This is a genomic window from Alistipes sp., assembly GCF_048465575.1.
In the GTDB taxonomy this organism is placed as follows: Bacteria; Bacteroidota; Bacteroidia; order Bacteroidales; family Rikenellaceae; genus Alistipes.
On sequence record NZ_DBFWLG010000006.1, the window covers coordinates 48032 to 66258 of the forward strand.

The window sequence follows — 18227 nt, forward strand, 5'->3', positions numbered from 1 at the left end:
TACGATTACGCAAATATTCAACAATTACAGCGCGTAACTTTGCACCGAACCAATAAATCGAATCGATATGGAATTTTACCGGGTTTTGGAGTTAAGAAGAACCGTCCGCGATTTTTCGGACCGAAAGGTCGAGGACGACGTATTGAACAAGGTGCTGGCCGCCGCATTCCGGGCGCCCACGAACGACCACCTGCGGCAACTCGAATTCGTGGTGGTCCGCGGACGCGAAAACATCCTGCGGCTCGTCGCCCCGGTGGCCGAAAACACGCAGCGGATTCAGCAGGCGGGGCTCGAAGCCGCAAGCCAGACGATGGACCGGGACGAGTACGCCATGTTCAGCGACGCCCTGCCCAAGCAGCAGCTGATGCTCGTCGAAAGCGACTGCCTCGTGCTGCCGTTCTTCCGTCAGGTGGGCTGCCCGTTGTGCCGCCCCGCGGAGCAGAGTTCGCTCAACTACTTCGCTTCGGCCTGGGCGGCGGTGGAGAATATCCTGCTCGCGGCGACGGCCGAGGGGCTGGCGTGTGCATTCCGCATCCCGATCGGCAGCGAACCGGAACACGTCAAACAACTCGTCGGCGCGCCCGGCGACTACGAGTTCACCTGCTTTCTGGCTATCGGCTATCCGGCGCCGGATGCACACATGTGCCGGCAGAAAACCGTTCGCGTGGAGGAGCGGATTCACCGAAACGGCTGGTAGATGCAAAAAGCCCGGATCTCTTTCGAAGGAGGTCCGGGCTTCGTTTATGCGCGCGGGCGTCAGGCGGTTGCGTTTTCGAGTTTGCGCATGATCGAGAAGATGAAGAGCGCCGAGAGGAGGCACAGCACGATCAGCACGCTCCAGACCATCCACAGGGCCATGCCGCTGCCCCAGAGGTAGCCGATCAGGGAGGTGGCGTAGTTGCCTACGGCCGTGGCGGCGAACCACAGACCCATCATCATGCCCTTGTATTTCGGGGGTGCGACTTTCGAGACGAACGAGATACCCATCGGCGAGAGGAGCAGCTCGGCGAACGTGAGCACGAGGTAGGTAGAGATCAGCCAGTTCTGCGACACGAACAGGTTGCTCGCGCCGGCGGCCTTGACCTCGACGGGCGACATGAGCCCCAGCGAGCCGAGCGTGAGGATCAGAAAGCCGCCCGCGGCGATGATCATGCCCAGACCGATCTTGCGCGGGGCCGAGGGCTCCTTGCCGCGGCGCGCCAAGGCCGTGAAGATCGCCACCGAGATGGGCGTAAGGGCCACGACGTAGAACGGGTTGAACTGCTGGAACTGCTGCGGCAGGATCGACACCGGGTCGGGCGTCAGCGTCCAGCGGTACCACAGCGCCCCGACAGCAGCAAGGAACACCCCGGCGCTGATGATTTTCCCGCGGCCTTTCTCAGACTGGAAGAAGCCCACGATGCCGTAGACCCCGAAGAGCACCAGCACCAGGTTGAAGATGTCGAAGCCCATGCGGGTGATTCCCGTGGCCTCGGAGGTGGTGTAGTCGCGGGCGAAGAATGTCATCGTCGAGCCGTTCTGGTGGAAAGCCATCCAGAAGAAGATCACCACGGCGAAGACGAGCATCAGCGCCGTGATGCGCGACTTGGTCTGGGCGGGGGTCAGCTCGACCTGCGCCGTGCCCGAAGCCGTGGCGGCGGCAGCCTGCTGCCTGGCCGTTACGTCGGCCGACTTGAAAGTCTTGCGGAAGAGGACATAAATCAGGTAGGAGACAACCAGCGAGATGCACGCCACGCCGAAGCCCATGTTGTAGGCGCCCGAGAGCTTCTCGACGTAGTGGCGCGAGAACTCCCCGAGGTCGGCGGCGCTGCCTCCGACGGCGACGGCCAGCCGCTGCAACTCGGCCAGCGGCTCGGCGGGCATGGCCTCGCCCAACTTCATGTACTCGTGGGCCAGGGCGGGAATCTGGCCGTTGTAGACCAGGCCGTCCTGCGCCAGGAAATGGTTGGTGATCCACGTAGCCATCGAGGGGGCGAACATGGCGCCGATGTTGATGGCCATGTAGAAGATCGAGAACGCGTTGTCGCGCTTCGCGGCGTAGGCCGGATCGTCGTAGAGGTTGCCGACCATGACCTGGAGGTTGCCCTTGAACAGACCCGTTCCGCAGGCGATCAGCGCAAGGGCGGCGAACATGAGCGCCTGGGCGGCGAATCCCGTGCCCGAGGGGATCGACAGCAGGGCGTAGCCGCCGAACATGACGAAGATACCCAGCGTGACCATCCGTCCGAAGCCGAACTTGTCGGCCAGGATGCCGCCGAAGAAAGGCATGAAATAGACGGCAGCCAGGAAGATGCCGTATATCTGCGTGGTGACGGCTTCGGTGTAGCCGAATTTCGCTTGCAGGAACAGCGTGAAGATCGCAAGCATGGTGTAGTAGCCGAAACGTTCGCCGGTGTTGGCGAGCGAGAGGGCGTACAGACCTTTGGGTTGTCCTTTGAACATAGTGAAATTTGGTATTAGTAAATAATCGTTCGGATTCAATACGCGGACAAAGATAGAAAAATTTTCCAAATCCGAGCATCCCCGCGGCCCCGGAAGCGGAAAAATCGGACGATCTGCCGTTCCCGCATCACCGGGCGCCGGCAGTTCGGCCGCGCTTGAAAAACTTGTAGCTGAAATTGACCGTCACGTAACGGCCCGGAAGCTCCGACCATTTGTTCTGCACGTAGTCGGTCAAGAGGGCCGAGGAGAAGCGCCGGTTGCTCTGCAACAGGTCGTAGCCCGCGATGCTCGCCGAGCAGCATTTTTGTCGACCGAAATAGACGCCGAAAGCCGCATTGAGCAGGTGTACGCGCTGGTCGGCGATGGCCCGGTCGCGGTTGTGGTAGAAATCGTAGGAATAATTCGCCCGCAGAAAACAGCGCGACAGCAAGTCCCATTTCACCTCGCCGCGCACCTCCTGCCGGAAATAGTCCGAACGGTAATCCTCGCTATTGCGCACCATACCGAACGACGACCGGGTCAGCAGCGAGAGGTCGATCTTGCGCGAAAAGAGGCTTCGCAGGTGCAGCTGTACCTGCGGAACCCGCGAATTGGTATAAACCAGGCGGTCGCCCAGGTACTGCGGACTGCGGGAGGTTTCGTAGTTGATCGGCGAAAAACGCACCCGGAGGATGTTGCGCAGCGGAAAATCGAACGTCAGCCAGACGGTAGCCAGCCGACTGCCCGGGGCATTGGCCCACGTGCGGAGCACGGCGCCCTTCAGCACCCGGTAGCCGCCGTACTCGGGCAGCACGGCCGCCTCGGCGAACGACCGCTCCCGTGCCACGATGGCATCCGAGGTCAGCTGCGCCCGCACCAGCAGCAGCACCGAGAAGCCCCCGTTGGAGCGCCAGTTCCAGTCGGTTTCGAGGTGATGCGTCAAACTCTGCTTCAACGAGGGATTTCCGCCCGAAAGCAGCAGCGGATTGGCCCCGTCGACATAGGAGCGCGTCATCTCCACCGAAGGCAGCTGCACCGCGGTCGTGTAGTTGAGCATGCCCATGAGCCGGAAATCGAAAGCCCGGAACTGAAAGCCCGCTTCGGGCATCCAGTTCGTAAAACCGTTACGCGACCGATCGGCGACCGGAATGCGCTCGTCGCGGTTCTGACGGGCATGCTGGTATTTCACCGAGGCGTGGAATTCCATCGCTCCTCTGTAATCGAAACCCGCCTCTGCGGATTGGGTCAGGTAGTCGGTCGTGAAGATCGAAGTCTGCGAAGAATCGACCTGTTCCCGGTAGTTGTCCCAGGCTACCGACAGCGACCGTTCGTATTGGTAATGCACTTGGTAGCCCGCCCTCAGGTTCCACATTTCGCCCAGTTGCACCAGTTGCAACAGCCCCGCCCGCATGTCGCGCGTGCGGCCCGAACCCGTGAGGCGCAGATCGGTCTTTCGGACCGTCGTTCCGAGCGAATCCACGCGGATTCCGCCCGCCCGGCTCTCCCCCACCGTGATGTCCCAGTCCAGGTTGGTCTGGCTCCGGCCCTCCCGGGGAGAGTACATGGCCTGCCCGTCGGCCTTGAAAGACCAGCCCCGGCTGCCGCGGTCGGAAAGGGGGTCGACCGACAGCACCGCTCCCGGGCGTTCGTCGCGGGCATGTGTAAACCTTTCGGCGTCCTTTTTCTCGCGGTCGTAGGAGAAAGAACTCGTGAAACTCAGCGGCGGCGTGTCCGCAAGATCGCGTCCGTAGGTGAGGTAGACCTGTGCATGGTGGCTTCTGAGATCGTTCTCGAGGCCCGTCGTATCGCGGTAGACGCGCGCATCATCGGCACCGGACGAGGTGTAAAGGCGCTCGAGAATCGTGCGCGAGCGGTCGTAGGTCTGCTTGTAGCCGTAATTACCGAATACACGCCACTGGCCGACGTTGTACGCATACTCGGCCGAAGCGGCAAGGTTGCGGTTGTAGGCTCCGGAGATTCTGTTCTTGAGCAGGAAATCGGGACGGTTGGCGAGGCGCCCGATGTTGTCGAAGAGGAGGTTGCTCTTGAACTGGTGGGTCTCGGAGAAGAAATTGGCCTCGCCGCCCACCCCGTAGCGATCCTGGAATCTGCGGTCGATATTCTTTTCGGTGTCGGCGCCGTAGCTGGCCAGGGCGAAAGCGTTGATCTGCCAGTCCAGCTTGCTCTTGGTCTGGATGTTCATCACCGTCCGCTCGCGCTTTTTGCGCCCTAACTGCCGCTCGGTAAAGACCAGGATGCGCTGCACGTCGGCGGCCGGGAGGTTTTGCAGCGCATCGCGCGGATCGGTGCCGAAGAGCAGGCGGTTGTCGACGCGCGTCTCTTCGACCAGTTTGTTTCTGTAGGAGACATTCCCGTCGTCGAGCACCTCCAGCCCGGGGAGCTTGCGCACCAGTTCGATGGTCTCGCTGCCCTCCATCACTTTCACCGCTGCGGCGTTGTACTGCGCCGTGTCGCCCCTGAGCGTCATCACCGGGACACGGCTGCGGACCACCACCTCGTCGATAAGCGTCGAATCGGGCGCGAGTGCCAGCACGCCCATGTCGCAGTCGGGACTGGCGAGCAGCACCCGTTGCGAGGCGGACCGGTAACCCAGGAATCGCGCCGACACGGTATATCGTCCCTGCAGCCGCAAGCCGCGGAAACGGAACGCTCCCGTGCGGTCGGAGGTGACCAGCAGCGTATCGCGCCCGTCGGTGGCCGAGACGACGGCGCCCGACAACCCCGCGCCCAGCAACGAGTCGGCGACCCGGCCGCGCAGCGACGCGGTACCGTCTTGCTGGGCGAAGCCGCGGCCTCCTCCGGCAAGCAGGGCGGTCAAAAAGAGGTATCGAAAAAGGGGCATGGGCAGATTCGACGGGCTTTATTCCACTCCGCCCGCAACAGGCTCCGGGAGCCGCGCAGGCGGACGGACACAGGGTTCGGAGGGGATCGAAGCGCCCCGTCCGCTGTCGGATTCGAATTTATTTCCGGTCGTTGCGTTTCTTCCCGGAGCGGCCTTTCCCGGACTTGTCGTCCGCCTCCTGCGCCGGAGCGTTCGGGTCCTTCTTCAGCACCACGGTAGCCGTGCCGTCGCTCTTCTCGTCGAAAAAGAGATACTGGCTGATGTAGCCCGGCTTGGTGACCTCAAGCGTGTCGGCGGGTTGGAGCAGGTTAGCCAGCATCGTTGCCGTTCCACTACTGGACGACACCGAACCGACATCCATGTTCTTCACCAGAATCGATACCCCTCTCAACGGATTGTTGTCCACATCTACGAACCGGATACTGTAAATATAACTTCCGTTGGTTGCTTGCGGCGGAGTACCTGTCACCATGCCGGAAATCCCGAGTGCGATCAATAAAAAGTAGAGAGATTTCATATTCTATTCTTTTAAAGATTTCACATCTTCCTCCATAATTAATTATGGTATCAAGCAGGCGCTTACAACAATCAAAAACAGCAAAACCTTTTTCATGAGCCAAATTTTAAAAGGTTAAATAACAGAGAATTACTGAAATAGAGACGGGACAACCTGTAAACTGCAAGCAATATAGGAGATATTTTCGGAAAATACAAATTTCGGGCTGAAAAACAGCACGATTGCGGGGTTGCGATCCATAAGCGGACAATATTTCCCGGCAGGTTGTTCCGCATCCGGATTATCTTTCGTATATTTGTCTAAACGAACCGTCTATGAAAGCAACCTCCCCCAGCCTGCCGATCGTCGCACGCGACGAGTGGCTCCGGCCCGTCGAGAAAGAGATCAACAACCGCCACGAGCGCTACCTGAACGCAATGGAGCGGATCGAACGGGCCGCCGGAACGATTACCGACTACGCCAACGGATACCGCTATTTCGGCTGGCAATGGGACGACGAGCTCGACGGTTGGTGGCTGCACGAGTGGCTGCCCGGGGCCCACGACGTCTACGTCTTCGGCGATTTCAACAACTGGCAGCGGACCGAAATCCGCATGCACAAGGATGAGCACGGCGTCTGGAGCGCTTTCTTCCCCGCCGCGATGTACCGCGACCGCCTGCGCCACGGCTCGCTCTACAAGTTGCACGTTCACGGCGACAACGGCTGGCTCGACCGCATTCCGGCCTACGCCACGCGGGTGGTGCAGGACGAAGAGACCAAGAACTACACGGCGCAGTTCTGGCAGCCCGCCGAACCGTTCGACTGGCGGGGCGACGCATTCGACATCTCGACGGTGGGGTCGCTGCTGATCTACGAGGCCCACGTGGGCATGGCCCAGGAGCGCGAGGGGGTGGGCACCTACCGCGAATTCACCGAGAAGATCCTGCCCATCATCAAAAAGGACGGTTACAACACCGTGCAGCTGATGGCCATTGCCGAGCACCCCTACTATGGTTCGTTCGGCTACCACGTGTCGAATTTCTTCGCTCCCACGTCGCGCTGCGGCACGCCCGAGGAGCTGAAGGAGCTGATCCGCCGGGCGCACGAGCTGGGGCTGGGCGTGGTCATGGACCTCGTACATGCCCACTACGTCAAGAACCTCAACGAAGGGATCAACTCTCTGGACGGCACCGACCACCTTTACTCGCTGCCGGGCGAGGCGGGTTACCAGCCCTACTGGGACTCCAAGCTCTTCGACTACGGCAAGCGCGAGGTGGAGCATTTCCTCTTGTCGAACGTCAAGTATTGGCTCGATGAGTTCCATTTCGACGGCTACCGCTTCGACGGCGTGACCTCGATGATCTACCGCCACCACGGTTACGTCGATTTCGACTGCCGCGAGCGCTTCTTCGACGCGGGCGTCAACGAGGATGCCCTGACGTACCTCTCGCTGGCCAACCGCCTGGTGCACGATTTCCGTCCCGCGGCCGTCACCATCGCCGAGGACGTGAGCGGCATGCCCGGCATGTGCATCCCCCTGGCGGACGGCGGCGTGGGCTTCGACTACCGCCTGGGCATGGCCATTCCCGATTTCTGGATCAAACTGCTCAAGGAGGTGCCCGACGAGGAGTGGAACATCTGGGAGATGTGGTCCGTGATGACCAACCGCCTGCCAGAGGTGAAGACCGTGGCCTACGCCGAGTCGCACGACCAGGCGCTGGTGGGTGACAAGACCCTGGCGTTCCGACTGATGGACAAGGAGATGTACGACCACATGGACCGCGCGTCCCAGAGCGTGGTCGTGGACCGCGGCATGGCCCTGCACAAGATGATCCGTCTTCTGACCATTACGACGGGCGGCCAGGCCTACCTCAATTTCATGGGCAACGAGTTCGGCCACCCCGAGTGGATCGATTTCCCGCGCGAGGGCAACGGCTGGAGCTACGCCCATGCACGGCGGCAGTGGTCGCTCGCAAAGAATGGATTTCTGCGCTATGCGTGGCTCGGGGAGTTCGACCGGGCGATGATCCGGCTGGTCAAGAAATACAAGGTCCTCGCGGACGGCTATGCGTGGAACCTCTTGATGGACGAGCGGAACAAAACGATGGTCTATTCGCACCGCGACCTGCTGTTCGTCTTCAACTGGCACCCCGCGGCTTCGATTCCCGACTACGAGCTGCCCGTGCAGCAGCCCGGCAAGTACGTCCCCGTGCTCTCGACCGACGAGGAGCGCTTCGGCGGCCCCGGGCGGCAGTCGATGCAGACCGAGCATTTCTCCTACAACGTCCCCTCGGAGGAGGGCGAAGCGCAGCCCCGCATCCGCATCTACAACACCTCGCGCACGGCGACGGTCTACCGGCGGAAACGATGAAACACGACGACGGCCCCATGCGCGGAGAGTTTATCTATCAGGAGTTCGAAATCCCCTTGCAGGAGGTAAAGCGGCTGTTCCGCGTAACGGGGGTAATCAAACGAAATATTTTATAAAAAATTCAATCGTGAAGCGTCTTATAATCGTGGCACCGGGATGTATCGATACTCCGGAGAAGCGTGTAAACGACCTTGAGAATTCAACCGAAAACAGCTCTAATTATCGATATTTTCAGCAAGCCTCATCGGATCGCTTATAAAATGTATTCGATGATCCATCTGTCAAGGAGGGTTGGGTATCGGAAGAAAATTCAAGCGAAATCGAATAACGGTCTGCTCGCCGCCATCCGTTACAAAATCGGCGGCAAGCACTCCGAATTCGCTGCGTCGATGGGCTGGACGACACAACACCAGGCCAGGCTGCTGCGGATCAGGAATTTTCGGTACACACAGGTTGTCGCCATCGACGAAACGCCGTCCAATGCCCGCAGGCTGCACGGACATGTCATAGGACGCAAGAAGCTCGATTTCAGCTTCGAATGCTTGAATAAAAGCGGACGCTACTGGATCCGCGAACAGGAAACGAACACGAAAATCACCGGCGCAATGCGCAAATCGGATAAGGCATGCAAACCGACGAGAGCCAGCAGATAACGGCCCGTTTCTTCGAGGCACTCTACGCCCTCAAAGCGCGGGGAACGATCCGGGGCAAACAGACCTTCACCAAACGGTACGGCATCAACCGTTGGAACCTCAACGCGCTTGAAAAAAAACAATCGACCCAAACCAGCGTACAGCTTCCGTGGCTGACTCATCTTGTCCGTGACTACGAGGTCTCGGCTCACTGGCTACTGACCGGCGAGGGCGACATGTTCCGCAGCAAATAGAGCTGTTCCGCCAGGGCTGCGAAAGCATGTGCGGCATGTTAAGCAGCGAAAAGCATATGTTCCGCCGAGGCTCGAATAGCCGGCCGTCGCCTGCGTCGGCAGCAGCTATTTCCACTCGGACACATCCCCGGCTACCCCTTCATACTCCGCGCCCGCAATCGGTCCGGGCCGAAGCTTCGCCTTGCATAATCCCGCATCGTGCGCCCCTCTTGATTCCACCTCGCGAGCACCCGACTTGCTTATGATCCCGCATCGTGTAGCTCCATGCCTTGCATTGTCAGCTCCACGCCTGCGTGACCGGCTTTGATTCCCGTGTTGCGTTGTCAGCATCGTATGATCCATCCCGCCTTGCGCAGTCCAATGCCTGCTCAGCCTGTCCCTTCAACCCTCTGCACCGCCCTTGACAATCGAACATTACGGATATGGCCCTACCCCATCTCCGTGAGGTGCTTCCAGTAGCGGCGGGGCATCATGCGGCGCTGCTGCCGCAGGTTCGTGCGCTGCGGAATGGCCAGCGCTTCGAAATAGTTTTTCCACAGCAGCTGGAACTGCCGCTCGTCTTCGGCCAGCCAGCGGTCGGAGAGCTTGTCGGCGATCATGCCCCGGTCGTCCTCCAGCGTCACGCGGCGCGCCGTGCGTGTGTCGTAATAGTAGCCGTAATCGCGCCGCCGGTCGTAGATGAGCCACCGCTGGTCGGCGAAGCGGTCGGTGAAATAGTCCAGCACCAGCGGCAGGGCGTCGTGCTCGGGTGTTACGGCGGCGAAATAGGTGCCGTCGGCGGCTTTCTGCAACCGGACGAACTGCTTCATGCGTTCGCGTTCGTGGGAGACCTTCAGCGCCAGGCGGTGCAGGGCTTTCATGTCTGGGTCGGCCTGGTCGGCCACGACGGCCCCGTCTTCGTCGAAGATGCGGCGCAGGCAGCGCAGCATCAAAAGGTCGCTCCCGGCCTGTTCGCCATGCCAGGCATAGATGAGCATCGAACGGGCGCGGACGAAGAGCCGCCGCTCGATACCGCGCCACACGCGGGCGGCGTGAGCCTCGTCGGTCTCCACCTCGTGTACCCGTTCCGTGAAGAGCGGTTCCGGCTCCCCGGGACCGAGCAGCGCCTCGGGAAACGCCCTGAGAGAGTAGGCGTCGAAGAGTGCCGAGAGCAGCCCCTCGAACGACTTGTCGTAACGAAAAACCACCATCCCTTTCAGAACAGACTCAGCTGCCCCCTGTTTTTATCCTGCTTCCTGCGATCGGGCGCCGTCAGCAGGCGGCGCACCTGCTCGGGACGCAGTTCGTTCACCCCCTGCCCGGTGGTCAGCTCCCGGCAGCGGACGAAATACAGCGCCTTTTTCATCACCACGCCGATCTGCCGCAGCGACTGCTGCGTGAGCGTGCGGTAGCGGCGCGAGCAAACGATCAGCCGGGCCGACTTGACCCCGATGCCCGGCACGCGCAGCAGCGCTTCGTAGTCGGCCGTGTTGACGTCGACCGGAAAAAATTCGGGATGGCGGAGCGCCCAGGCCAGCTTGGGATCGATCTCCAGGTCGAGGCGGGGCGTCTTCTCATCGGCGATCTCCTCGGCGCGGAAGCCGTAGAAACGCATCAGCCAGTCGGCCTGGTAGAGGCGGTTCTCGCGGACCAGCGGCGCCTTGTCCAGCGCCGGAAGCCGCTTGTCGTAGGGGTTCACGGGGATGAATCCCGAGTAGTAGACCCGCTTCATCGTGGGGCGGTCGTAGAGCGATGCCGACAGGAGCAGAATATCCCGGTCGCTCTCGTCCGTAGCTCCGACGATCATCTGCGTGCTCTGCCCGGCCGGGGCGAAGCGGGGCGCATGGCGCAGGCGGCGGCGCTCCTCGGCGCTCTGGAGCACGCCCTGCTGGATATAGTTCATCGGGCGGTAGATGCTCTCGTAGTTCTTGTCCGGAGCGAGCAGCTTGAGGTTGTGTTCGGTCGGTATCTCGATATTGACGCTCAAACGGTCGGCATAGCGCCCGGCCTCGGCGACCAGCTCTGCGCTGGCGCCGGGGATGCTTTTGAGGTGGATGTAGCCGTTGAAGCGGTGGACCGTTCTGAGGTCCCGCGCCACGCGTACCATGCGCTCCATCGTGTAGTCCGGGTTGCGGACCACGCCCGACGAGAGGAAGAGCCCCTCGATGTAGTTGCGGCGGTAGAATTCGATGGTCAGCTCGGTCAGCTCGTCGGGCGTGAAAGCGGCGCGCGGGATGTCGTTGCTGCGCCGGTTGATGCAGTAAGCGCAGTCGTAGATGCAGACGTTGGTGAGCATGATCTTCAGGAGCGAGACGCAGCGCCCGTCGGCGGTGAACGTGTGGCAGATGCCCCACCCCGCCGTGCTGCCGATTCCGCCCGCCCGGTTGCGGCGCGAAACGCCGCTCGACGCGCACGAGACGTCGTATTTGGCCGATTCGGCCAGCACCTTGAGTTTTTCGAGCACGGACTCTTTCACGGCGGCAAGATAGGATTTTTTTCGGATAGAAACGCGCTTTCGGGCCGCAATATTGCACCCTTTTTCCGATCCCGCTCTGCACGAGGGGCATAGCCGAACGGCTCATCGAAACACCCCCGCATGGCCTGACCCGCTTACCGGAAACGGTCGGTCAGAACTCCACCGTCAGGCCCAGCGTCGGAATGAGCGTGCCGCTCTCTTGCCGGATGCGCTTCATCCGGTAGCGCTGCTCCGCAGCCGGGGCTTCGGGGTTCTCGACCACGCCCGTCGAAAGGAGCACGTCGGCCTGGCGGAGCTTGCTGCCCGTCACATTTTGCAGGTCGACGTAGATGCCCAGCATGCAACGGCGGAAATAGAATGTCTTGTCCACCCGCAGGTCGAGCTGCGCGAAACCGCCCAGCCGCTCGCTGTTGTAGCGCGCATAGTCGTAGTAGGGTCGTCCCGCAGCATCCCACGCCTCCCGGAGCGACGATTTCTCCTCGTCGTAGGGCGTATAAGGCACCCCGCCGATGGCGCTCAGCTTGGCCCCCACGCTCCAGGCCCGTGGCAGGTCCCACGTGCCGCTCAGGTTCAGCACATAGCGGTTGTCCCAGGCCGAGGGAAGATACGATGTGCCGGAATCGCTGCGGTATTCGCTCTTGAAAAGGGTGAACGCCCCCACCAGGTTGACCCGTCCGGGCACCTGCCAGCGCACCATCCACTCCACGCCGTAGGCCCGTCCGCGGGCCGTCGGGACCAGCTCCTCGCCGCCCACCGAACCGTAGTCGTCGCCCTTGCACGTGAGCGGCACGCCGTCGGCCACCGAGCGGGGAATCCGTCCGTAAGCCTTGTAGAAGCCCTCCATCGAGACGATCAGCCGGTCCCGCCACCGCCAGTCGATCCCCGCCGAGGTCTGCACGACCCGCAGGTAATCGAGGTCCCGGTTGACCAGCGCCCCCGTCGTGTCCTTGAACCCGAGCGCCGTGAAGGGCGGCAGCTGGTAATAGAGTCCGGCGCTGCCGCTCACCGACCAGCTCGCATCGAGGGCGTAGGAGGCCGAGACGCGGGGCGACAGCTGCCTCCAGAAACGCCGCATCCGGGCCGAGTAGTCGCAGCCGTCGGTGCGCAGACCCGCCGAGACGGTCAGCCGCTTGTCGGTCGAAGCGTAATCGGCCCCGGCGAAGAGGCCCCACCCGATGGTTCCCAACCGCGTGCGGTAATCCGTGAGGAGGGCCTCCCGGCTGTAAAGCCGCTGACGGGTCGAATTGGTGTAGTGCTGGTAGCTCAGCTCGGCTCCCGCCCGCACGGTCCAGCGCCCGAGGTAGGAGCGGTTCTCCCCGCGCAGCGTAGTTTTCTGTTCGACGGCTCTCATACGCAGGCGAAGGTTCTCTTCGGTCGAGGAGTCGTTGTCGAGGTACTTGATGTTGCGGTTGTTGAGGTAGTTGTGGCTCAGCGAGAGCGTCTGCACATGCCGCCCGGCATAGTGGCGGTAGGAGGCGCCGACGGTGAAGGTCTCCTGCTTCAGCCGGGGCAGGTAGCTCAGCAGGTATTCGGCATCCTCGCCTTTCTCGTCGGTATTGAGCCGCATGTCGTCGATCCCGGCAAGCCCCAACACGGTCAATTCATCGTGCTCCGAGAGCCGCGTTTTGATTTTGAACTGCCCGTCGTAGTAGTCGGGCAGAAAGGGCAGCCCCAGCAGTTTGAACATCAGTTGCAGGTAGGAGCGGCGGAGCGAGAAGATCCAGGTGGTCCGCTCGCCGATGTGGCCGCTGCCGCTGAGCGAGACCTCCGAGGCCCCGAGCGTCGCTTTGAACGTCTGCCGGTCGGGATTGCCGTCCCGGAGCCGGAAATCGAGCACCGAGCTCAGCGCCCCGGCCCGGTCGGCGGGGAAGGCGCCCGTGTAGAAACCGATCTCGCGGACCAGATCGGCGTTGACGAGGCTCACCGGGCCGCCCGAAGCGCCCTGCGTGGCGAAATGGTTGATGTTCGGAATCTCGATACCGTCCATGAAAAAGCGGTTCTCCGACGGGCCGCCTCCCCTGACGATCAGGTCGTTGCGGTAGCCGATCGGAGAAAACGAGACGCCCGGATAGGAGCGCACGATGCGCGAAATATCGCGGTTCGAGCCGGGGCTCTTCTCGATCTCCCTCAGCCCGATGATCTTCATGCTCACGGGGCTCTCTGCCGGACGGCGGAACGGCGAGGGCGCCACGGTCACGGCTTCGATCCGCCCGGGGTCCTCTTCGAGTTCGATCTCCACGGGCGGCGTGGCCGCCGTGAGGATGAATTCGGGCGTCAGGGCGCTCTTGTAGCCCAGCGACGAGACCGCCAGGCGGTGTATGCCCGGACGGACGTGTTCGATCACGAAGCGGCCCGCCGAATCGGTCGGCGCACCCAGGTGCTCCTGCCCCGCGATGACCACTGCGGCATAGGCCACCGGACGGCGCGTGAGGCGGTCGATCACCCGTCCGCGGACGGGATAGGTCTCCGCAGCCAACGCAAGGGGCCCGGTGCAGAGCACGAGCAGCAGGACGACGATCCGTTTAAGCATATCCGCAAAAATACACATTTTACGCCGGAAACGGAGCCCGCCGAGAAAAAAACCTCCGCACGCGGGGTGCGGAGGCGGTTTTTCAGAAACTGAATTTCTCGATCTTCAGCTCGCCCGACTGCTTCAGGCGCGGTACGAGCGTGGTGAAATGGGGCGACTGTTCGTGCGCAGCAAGGGCGGCCTCGTCCCGCCACGTCTCGCAGATCATCAGTACGTCCCGGCGCGTGGCGCTTTCATAGAGATCGTAATCGACGCAGCCTTCGTCCCGGAGCGAGGCTGCGACCAGTTCGCGGGCGGCACCGAGAAGCTCCTCGCGGCACGCTTCCGAGGTGCGGATAAATACATTCAAACGAATCATATCGATGGGATTTAAGATTTTATATTTTCGACCGCTTCCACTGCGCGGTCGTAATCGGGCTCCTGCCCGATCTCGGGCACGAGCTGCGTATAGACTACCCGCCCGTCGGGGCCGATCACTACCACCGCGCGCGCCAGCAGCCCCGCCAGCGGTCCGTCGGCCATCTCGACGCCGTAGGCGCTGCCGAACCCCGTAGCCCGGAAATCGGACGCCGGGACCACGCGGTCGATCCCCTCGACCGTGCAGAAACGGGCATGGGCGAAAGGCAGGTCTTTCGATACGGCGACTACCACCGTGTCGGGCAGCGAGGCGGCCAGCTTGTTGAACTTGCGGACCGAGGTGGCGCACACGCCCGTATCGAGGCTGGGAAAGATATTAAGCACCACGCGTTTACCCCGCAGGTCGCTCAGCCGAAGCGGCGTAAGATCGGTTTTCACCAGTTCGAAATCGGGCGCTTCGACCCCCTTGTCGATGAATTCGCCCCGGAGTTTGACGGGCGATCCCTTGAATTTTGTCTCTTTCATGGTTGTTTGCATAACGGTTATATATAAAAACGCATCCGCGTCGGAAATATTGCACAGCAAATTTGGTTCCGGTCCGTCCCGAAATCCATCGGAAAAGGCCCGGATATGACAAACCTGTGAAATTTGCTTCCACTTTGTCACCCGAATGACAGCGGTCTGCACAAAATTTGTAATTTTGCACGACCGACAAACAGACAGAACGATGAAACGACTCGCCCTTTTGCTCCTCCTCGCGGGCTGCACGGCAGCGACCGCCCAGGAGCGCTCGCTGCTGCCCAAGACCGTCTTTGCGGCCGACTCGCTCGGCGACGAGCACGAACTGTTGATGCAGCTGCGCAACATGCCCAACATCGAGGTGGGCAGGGGGATCACGTTCCGGCCCCGCAACCGCTGGCTGGAGATGACCCTGCGCTTTCGGATGCAGAACCTCGTGGCGCTCTCGTTCGACCAGGATTTCACGCTGACCAAAACCGACGCGCGGGTCAAACGCCTGCGCCTGCGGTTCGACGGCTACATCCATTCGCCCAAGCTGGTCTACTCGATCCAGTTGGGATTCACGGCCTACGACACCGAGACGCTGCCCAACGGCAATTCGAACATCGTCCGGGACGCCATCGTCTACTACGTCCCCAATGCCACCTGGAACATCGGTTTCGGCCAAACGAAGATCAAGGCCAACCGCGCGCGCATCAACTCGTCGAGCGCCTTGCAGTTCGTCGACCGCAGCATCGTCAACAGCGAATTCAACCTCGACCGCGATTTCGGGTTCTTCGGCGAATACAACACCCCCCGCAAGGAAGGGTTCAACCTCTCGTTCAAAGGCTCCATCACCCTGGGCGAAGGGCGCAACTGGGGCACGTCGTCGGGCGGCGGACTGGCCTACACGGGACGGCTGGAGTTCTATCCCCTGGGGCGCTTTTCGGCCAAGGGCGACGTGATCGAGGGCGATTTCGACCACGAAGAGCGGGTCAAGATTCTCGTGGCCGGAGCCTACTCGTTCAACCACAAGGCTACGCGCCTCGACGGGCAGCGGGGCGCGCTGATGCCCGACGACGCCACGCGCAACCTGAGCTCCTATTTCGCGGATTTCATCCTCAAATACAGAGGCTGGGCATTCTACACCGATTTCATGGGCCGCTCCTGTTCGCGTCCCCTGTTCGATCCCCGGAGCAATGCGTTCGTTTACAGCGGCTGCGGCCTGAATATCCAGACCAGCTACCTGTTCAACGAAAAATGGGAGGTGGCCCTGCGCAACTCGACCCTCTTTCCCGACAGGGAGGTGCAACCGCTGGCCGGTTACGAAAACTGGAACCAGACCACCGTCGGCGTCACGCGCTACATCATCGGCCACAGCCTCAAGTTGCAGGCCGACGCATCGTGGAACCGCCGCAGCCGCTCCGCGGACCCCGGCTACAACCGCTGGGAGATCCGGTTCCAGCTGGAGCTGGGACTTTGATGCAAAGCCCTGTCTTTCGGTCCGGCGCCCAGGTTGCGGAGCCCATGCGCTTTTTTTTGCAACGATTGTGGTACACTTTGAGATTCTGTTTGCATCGCAAACGGCTTCAGGTGCGTACCTTTGCAATAAAATCAACTGACCCGATTCCATGAAAAAACTCCTGATCGTACTCTGTACCCTGCTGCTGAGCGCCTGCGCAACCCGCGAGCCCGCCATTACGCTCATCGACAGCGAGGCTTTCCGAACCGAGGTGGACGGCAAGCCCGTCGCACTCTACACGCTCCGTGCAGGCGACATCGCCATGCAGGTCACCAACTACGGCGCCCGCGTCGTCTCGCTCTGGACCCCCGACCGCGCGGGCAGCTACCAGGACATCGTGCTCGGCTACCAGACGATCGGCCGCTATGTCGACAACACCGGCGAACGCTTCCTCGGGGCCGTCGTGGGCCCCTACGCCAACCGCATCGCGCGCGGCTCCTTCACGCTCGACGGGGCGACCTATACGCTCCCGGCCAACGACCACGGCCAGACGCTCCACGGCGGGTTCAACGGATTGGACCGCGTGGTCTGGGACGTGGTGTCGGCCTCCGACAATCGCTTGGTGCTGAATTATCTCCACGCCGACGGAGAGGAGGGCTTCCCGGGCAATTTGCGGATCGAAATGACCTACACGCTCACGCCCGAAAACGAATTCCGCATCGATTACAAGGCCGCCACCGACAAACCGACCGTGGTGAATCTTTCGCACCACGCCTTTTTCAACCTCAAGGGCGAGGGCAACGGCACGATCCTCGACCACGTGCTGACGATCCACGCCGGCCGGACCACGCCGGTCGATTCGGTGCTGATCCCAACCGGCCGGATCGCCGACGTAACGGGTACGCCGTTCGATTTCCGCACCCCGCACGCCATCGGCGAGCGCATCGGCGGCGACGACGAGCAACTGCGCAACGGCCACGGCTACGACCACAACTGGATCATCGACCGCAAGACAACGGACGGCATCGAGTCCGTTGCCACGCTCTGGGAGCCCGCATCGGGCCGCACGATCGAGGTGCTGAGCGACCAGCCGGCCCTGCAATTTTATAGCGGCAATTTCTTCGACGGGACCGTGAACGGCAAATACGGCAAGCCGCAGCGTTACCGCGAATCGCTGGCGCTCGAGACGCAGAAATACCCCGACAGCCCCAACCACGCCCATTTCCCCTCGACCGTGCTGCGTCCGGGCGAGGAGTATACGCAGGTGTGCATCTACAAATTCGGGGTGAAATAGCCACCCTTTCGAAACGCAAAATCCCGGTCCTTGCAAGGACCGGGATTTTCGTTTACAGGATTTTCAGGGCGATCCGCGCGCAGGCCTCGGCATCGGCCAGTGCGTTGTGGTGATTCAGCAGATCGAACCCGCAGGCGGCCGAGACGGTGTGCAGCTGATGGTTGGGGAGCTGCCGGCCGAATACGCGGCGCGAAGCACGGCAGGTGCAGTGGAACTCGTAGCCGGGCCAGGGCATGTCGTAAAGGTCGAACACGGCACGCAGGCACCCCTCGTCGAACGGCGAGTTGTGGGCCACCAGCGGCAGCCCCTCGATGCGCGGAGCCACCTCGCGCCACACGTCCTCGAAATCGGGGGCGTCGTCCGTATCGGCATAGGAAAGGCCGTGGATGGCCGTGGTGAAACGGCTGTAATAGTTGGGCCGGGGGCGGATGAGCCGATAGAACGTATCCACTACCTCGCCGCCGCGCACTACGACCACACCCACCGAACAGACGCTCGTGCGCCGTCCGTTGGCCGTTTCGAAATCGATGGCTGCAAAATCGGTCATTGCTGAAAATCGGTTGAGCAGGCCCCCTCGGGCCGCAGCTTTTCGC

At 61.7% G+C, this 18227-nt stretch carries 15 protein-coding genes; 6 read left to right on the top strand and 9 right to left on the bottom strand.

Going from position 1 to position 18227, the window contains the following annotated elements; genetic code table 11:
- Positions 1-67: 67 nt before the first annotated feature.
- Positions 68-697, top strand: coding sequence for a nitroreductase family protein (locus ACMQ11_RS01530; RefSeq protein ID WP_418990898.1), 630 nt, complete (start codon positions 68-70; stop codon positions 695-697).
- A 59-nt stretch (positions 698-756) separates the two neighbouring features.
- Here the strand turns inward: ACMQ11_RS01530 and ACMQ11_RS01535 are convergent, their stop codons facing one another.
- From ACMQ11_RS01535 to ACMQ11_RS01545, 3 genes are all read right to left on the bottom strand, one after another.
- Positions 757-2442 carry a peptide MFS transporter gene (locus ACMQ11_RS01535; RefSeq protein WP_418990899.1) on the bottom strand — a complete coding sequence of 562 codons (1686 nt, stop codon included), beginning with the start codon at positions 2440-2442 and terminating at the stop codon, positions 757-759.
- 127 nt (positions 2443-2569) lie between these two features.
- Entirely contained in the window at positions 2570-5284 is a 2715-nt protein-coding gene (locus tag ACMQ11_RS01540; protein ID WP_418990900.1) for a carboxypeptidase regulatory-like domain-containing protein, read from the bottom strand.
- Between the two features lie 118 nt (positions 5285-5402).
- Positions 5403-5801 carry a hypothetical protein gene (locus ACMQ11_RS01545; RefSeq protein WP_418990901.1) on the bottom strand — a complete coding sequence of 133 codons (399 nt, stop codon included), beginning with the start codon at positions 5799-5801 and terminating at the stop codon, positions 5403-5405.
- 314 nt (positions 5802-6115) lie between these two features.
- Here ACMQ11_RS01545 and ACMQ11_RS01550 point away from each other — a divergent pair, with 314 nt between their 5' ends.
- The 3 genes from ACMQ11_RS01550 to ACMQ11_RS01560 all read left to right on the top strand — a co-directional run bounded on the left by ACMQ11_RS01550 (position 6116) and on the right by ACMQ11_RS01560 (position 9038).
- Positions 6116-8152 (top strand): alpha-amylase family glycosyl hydrolase, encoded by a 2037-nt coding sequence (locus ACMQ11_RS01550; protein WP_418990902.1) that lies wholly within the window; start codon positions 6116-6118, stop codon positions 8150-8152.
- A 260-nt stretch (positions 8153-8412) separates the two neighbouring features.
- Positions 8413-8805: a hypothetical protein gene (locus ACMQ11_RS01555; protein WP_418990903.1), complete on the top strand. Its 393-nt coding sequence runs from the start codon at positions 8413-8415 to the stop codon at positions 8803-8805.
- Positions 8778-9038, top strand: a complete 261-nt coding sequence (locus ACMQ11_RS01560; protein ID WP_418990904.1) for a hypothetical protein — start codon at positions 8778-8780, stop codon at positions 9036-9038. Before ACMQ11_RS01555 ends, ACMQ11_RS01560 begins: the two co-directional genes overlap by 28 nt.
- 428 nt (positions 9039-9466) lie before the next feature.
- Here ACMQ11_RS01560 and ACMQ11_RS01565 read toward each other — a convergent pair whose 3' ends face one another.
- The 5 genes from ACMQ11_RS01565 to tpx form a co-directional block, all read right to left on the bottom strand.
- Positions 9467-10228 carry a TIGR03915 family putative DNA repair protein gene (locus ACMQ11_RS01565; protein WP_418990905.1) on the bottom strand — a complete coding sequence of 254 codons (762 nt, stop codon included), beginning with the start codon at positions 10226-10228 and terminating at the stop codon, positions 9467-9469.
- A 5-nt stretch (positions 10229-10233) separates the two neighbouring features.
- Positions 10234-11493 (bottom strand): putative DNA modification/repair radical SAM protein, encoded by a 1260-nt coding sequence (locus tag ACMQ11_RS01570; protein WP_418990906.1) that lies wholly within the window; start codon positions 11491-11493, stop codon positions 10234-10236.
- Between the two features lie 151 nt (positions 11494-11644).
- A complete protein-coding gene (locus tag ACMQ11_RS01575) occupies positions 11645-14023 on the bottom strand; it encodes a TonB-dependent receptor (RefSeq protein WP_418990907.1) in 2379 nt (792 codons plus the stop codon).
- An 82-nt stretch (positions 14024-14105) separates the two neighbouring features.
- Complete coding sequence (locus tag ACMQ11_RS01580; RefSeq protein WP_418990908.1) at positions 14106-14381, bottom strand: putative quinol monooxygenase; 276 nt, start codon at positions 14379-14381, stop codon at positions 14106-14108.
- Between the two features lie 11 nt (positions 14382-14392).
- Entirely contained in the window at positions 14393-14905 is a 513-nt protein-coding gene (tpx, locus tag ACMQ11_RS01585) for a thiol peroxidase (protein WP_418990909.1), read from the bottom strand.
- A gap of 202 nt (positions 14906-15107) precedes the next feature.
- Between tpx and ACMQ11_RS01590 the strand changes: the two genes are divergently transcribed.
- Positions 15108-16361, top strand: coding sequence for a porin (locus ACMQ11_RS01590; RefSeq protein ID WP_418990910.1), 1254 nt, complete (start codon positions 15108-15110; stop codon positions 16359-16361).
- A 148-nt stretch (positions 16362-16509) separates the two neighbouring features.
- Positions 16510-17634, top strand: a complete 1125-nt coding sequence (locus ACMQ11_RS01595) for an aldose epimerase family protein (protein ID WP_418990911.1) — start codon at positions 16510-16512, stop codon at positions 17632-17634.
- A 52-nt stretch (positions 17635-17686) separates the two neighbouring features.
- On the opposite strand, the gene ACMQ11_RS01600 is transcribed toward ACMQ11_RS01595, so the two are convergent.
- Positions 17687-18181 carry a 3'-5' exonuclease gene (locus tag ACMQ11_RS01600; protein ID WP_418990912.1) on the bottom strand — a complete coding sequence of 165 codons (495 nt, stop codon included), beginning with the start codon at positions 18179-18181 and terminating at the stop codon, positions 17687-17689.
- Positions 18182-18227 lie beyond the last annotated feature (46 nt).

Bases quoted from the DNA above. Each gene is read 5' to 3' on its own strand.
- ACMQ11_RS01530 (WP_418990898.1), top strand. From the start codon at position 68: ATGGAATTTTACCGGGTTTTGGAGTTAAGAAGAACCGTCCGCGATTTT.
- ACMQ11_RS01535 (WP_418990899.1), bottom strand. From the start codon at position 2,442: ATGTTCAAAGGACAACCCAAAGGTCTGTACGCCCTCTCGCTCGCCAAC.
- ACMQ11_RS01540 (WP_418990900.1), bottom strand. From the start codon at position 5,284: ATGCCCCTTTTTCGATACCTCTTTTTGACCGCCCTGCTTGCCGGAGGA.
- ACMQ11_RS01545 (WP_418990901.1), bottom strand. From the start codon at position 5,801: ATGAAATCTCTCTACTTTTTATTGATCGCACTCGGGATTTCCGGCATG.
- ACMQ11_RS01550 (WP_418990902.1), top strand. From the start codon at position 6,116: ATGAAAGCAACCTCCCCCAGCCTGCCGATCGTCGCACGCGACGAGTGG.
- ACMQ11_RS01555 (WP_418990903.1), top strand. From the start codon at position 8,413: ATGTATTCGATGATCCATCTGTCAAGGAGGGTTGGGTATCGGAAGAAA.
- ACMQ11_RS01560 (WP_418990904.1), top strand. From the start codon at position 8,778: ATGCAAACCGACGAGAGCCAGCAGATAACGGCCCGTTTCTTCGAGGCA.
- ACMQ11_RS01565 (WP_418990905.1), bottom strand. From the start codon at position 10,228: ATGGTGGTTTTTCGTTACGACAAGTCGTTCGAGGGGCTGCTCTCGGCA.
- ACMQ11_RS01575 (WP_418990907.1), bottom strand. From the start codon at position 14,023: ATGCTTAAACGGATCGTCGTCCTGCTGCTCGTGCTCTGCACCGGGCCC.
- ACMQ11_RS01580 (WP_418990908.1), bottom strand. From the start codon at position 14,381: ATGATTCGTTTGAATGTATTTATCCGCACCTCGGAAGCGTGCCGCGAG.
- tpx (WP_418990909.1), bottom strand. From the start codon at position 14,905: ATGAAAGAGACAAAATTCAAGGGATCGCCCGTCAAACTCCGGGGCGAA.
- ACMQ11_RS01590 (WP_418990910.1), top strand. From the start codon at position 15,108: ATGAAACGACTCGCCCTTTTGCTCCTCCTCGCGGGCTGCACGGCAGCG.
- ACMQ11_RS01595 (WP_418990911.1), top strand. From the start codon at position 16,510: ATGAAAAAACTCCTGATCGTACTCTGTACCCTGCTGCTGAGCGCCTGC.
- ACMQ11_RS01600 (WP_418990912.1), bottom strand. From the start codon at position 18,181: ATGACCGATTTTGCAGCCATCGATTTCGAAACGGCCAACGGACGGCGC.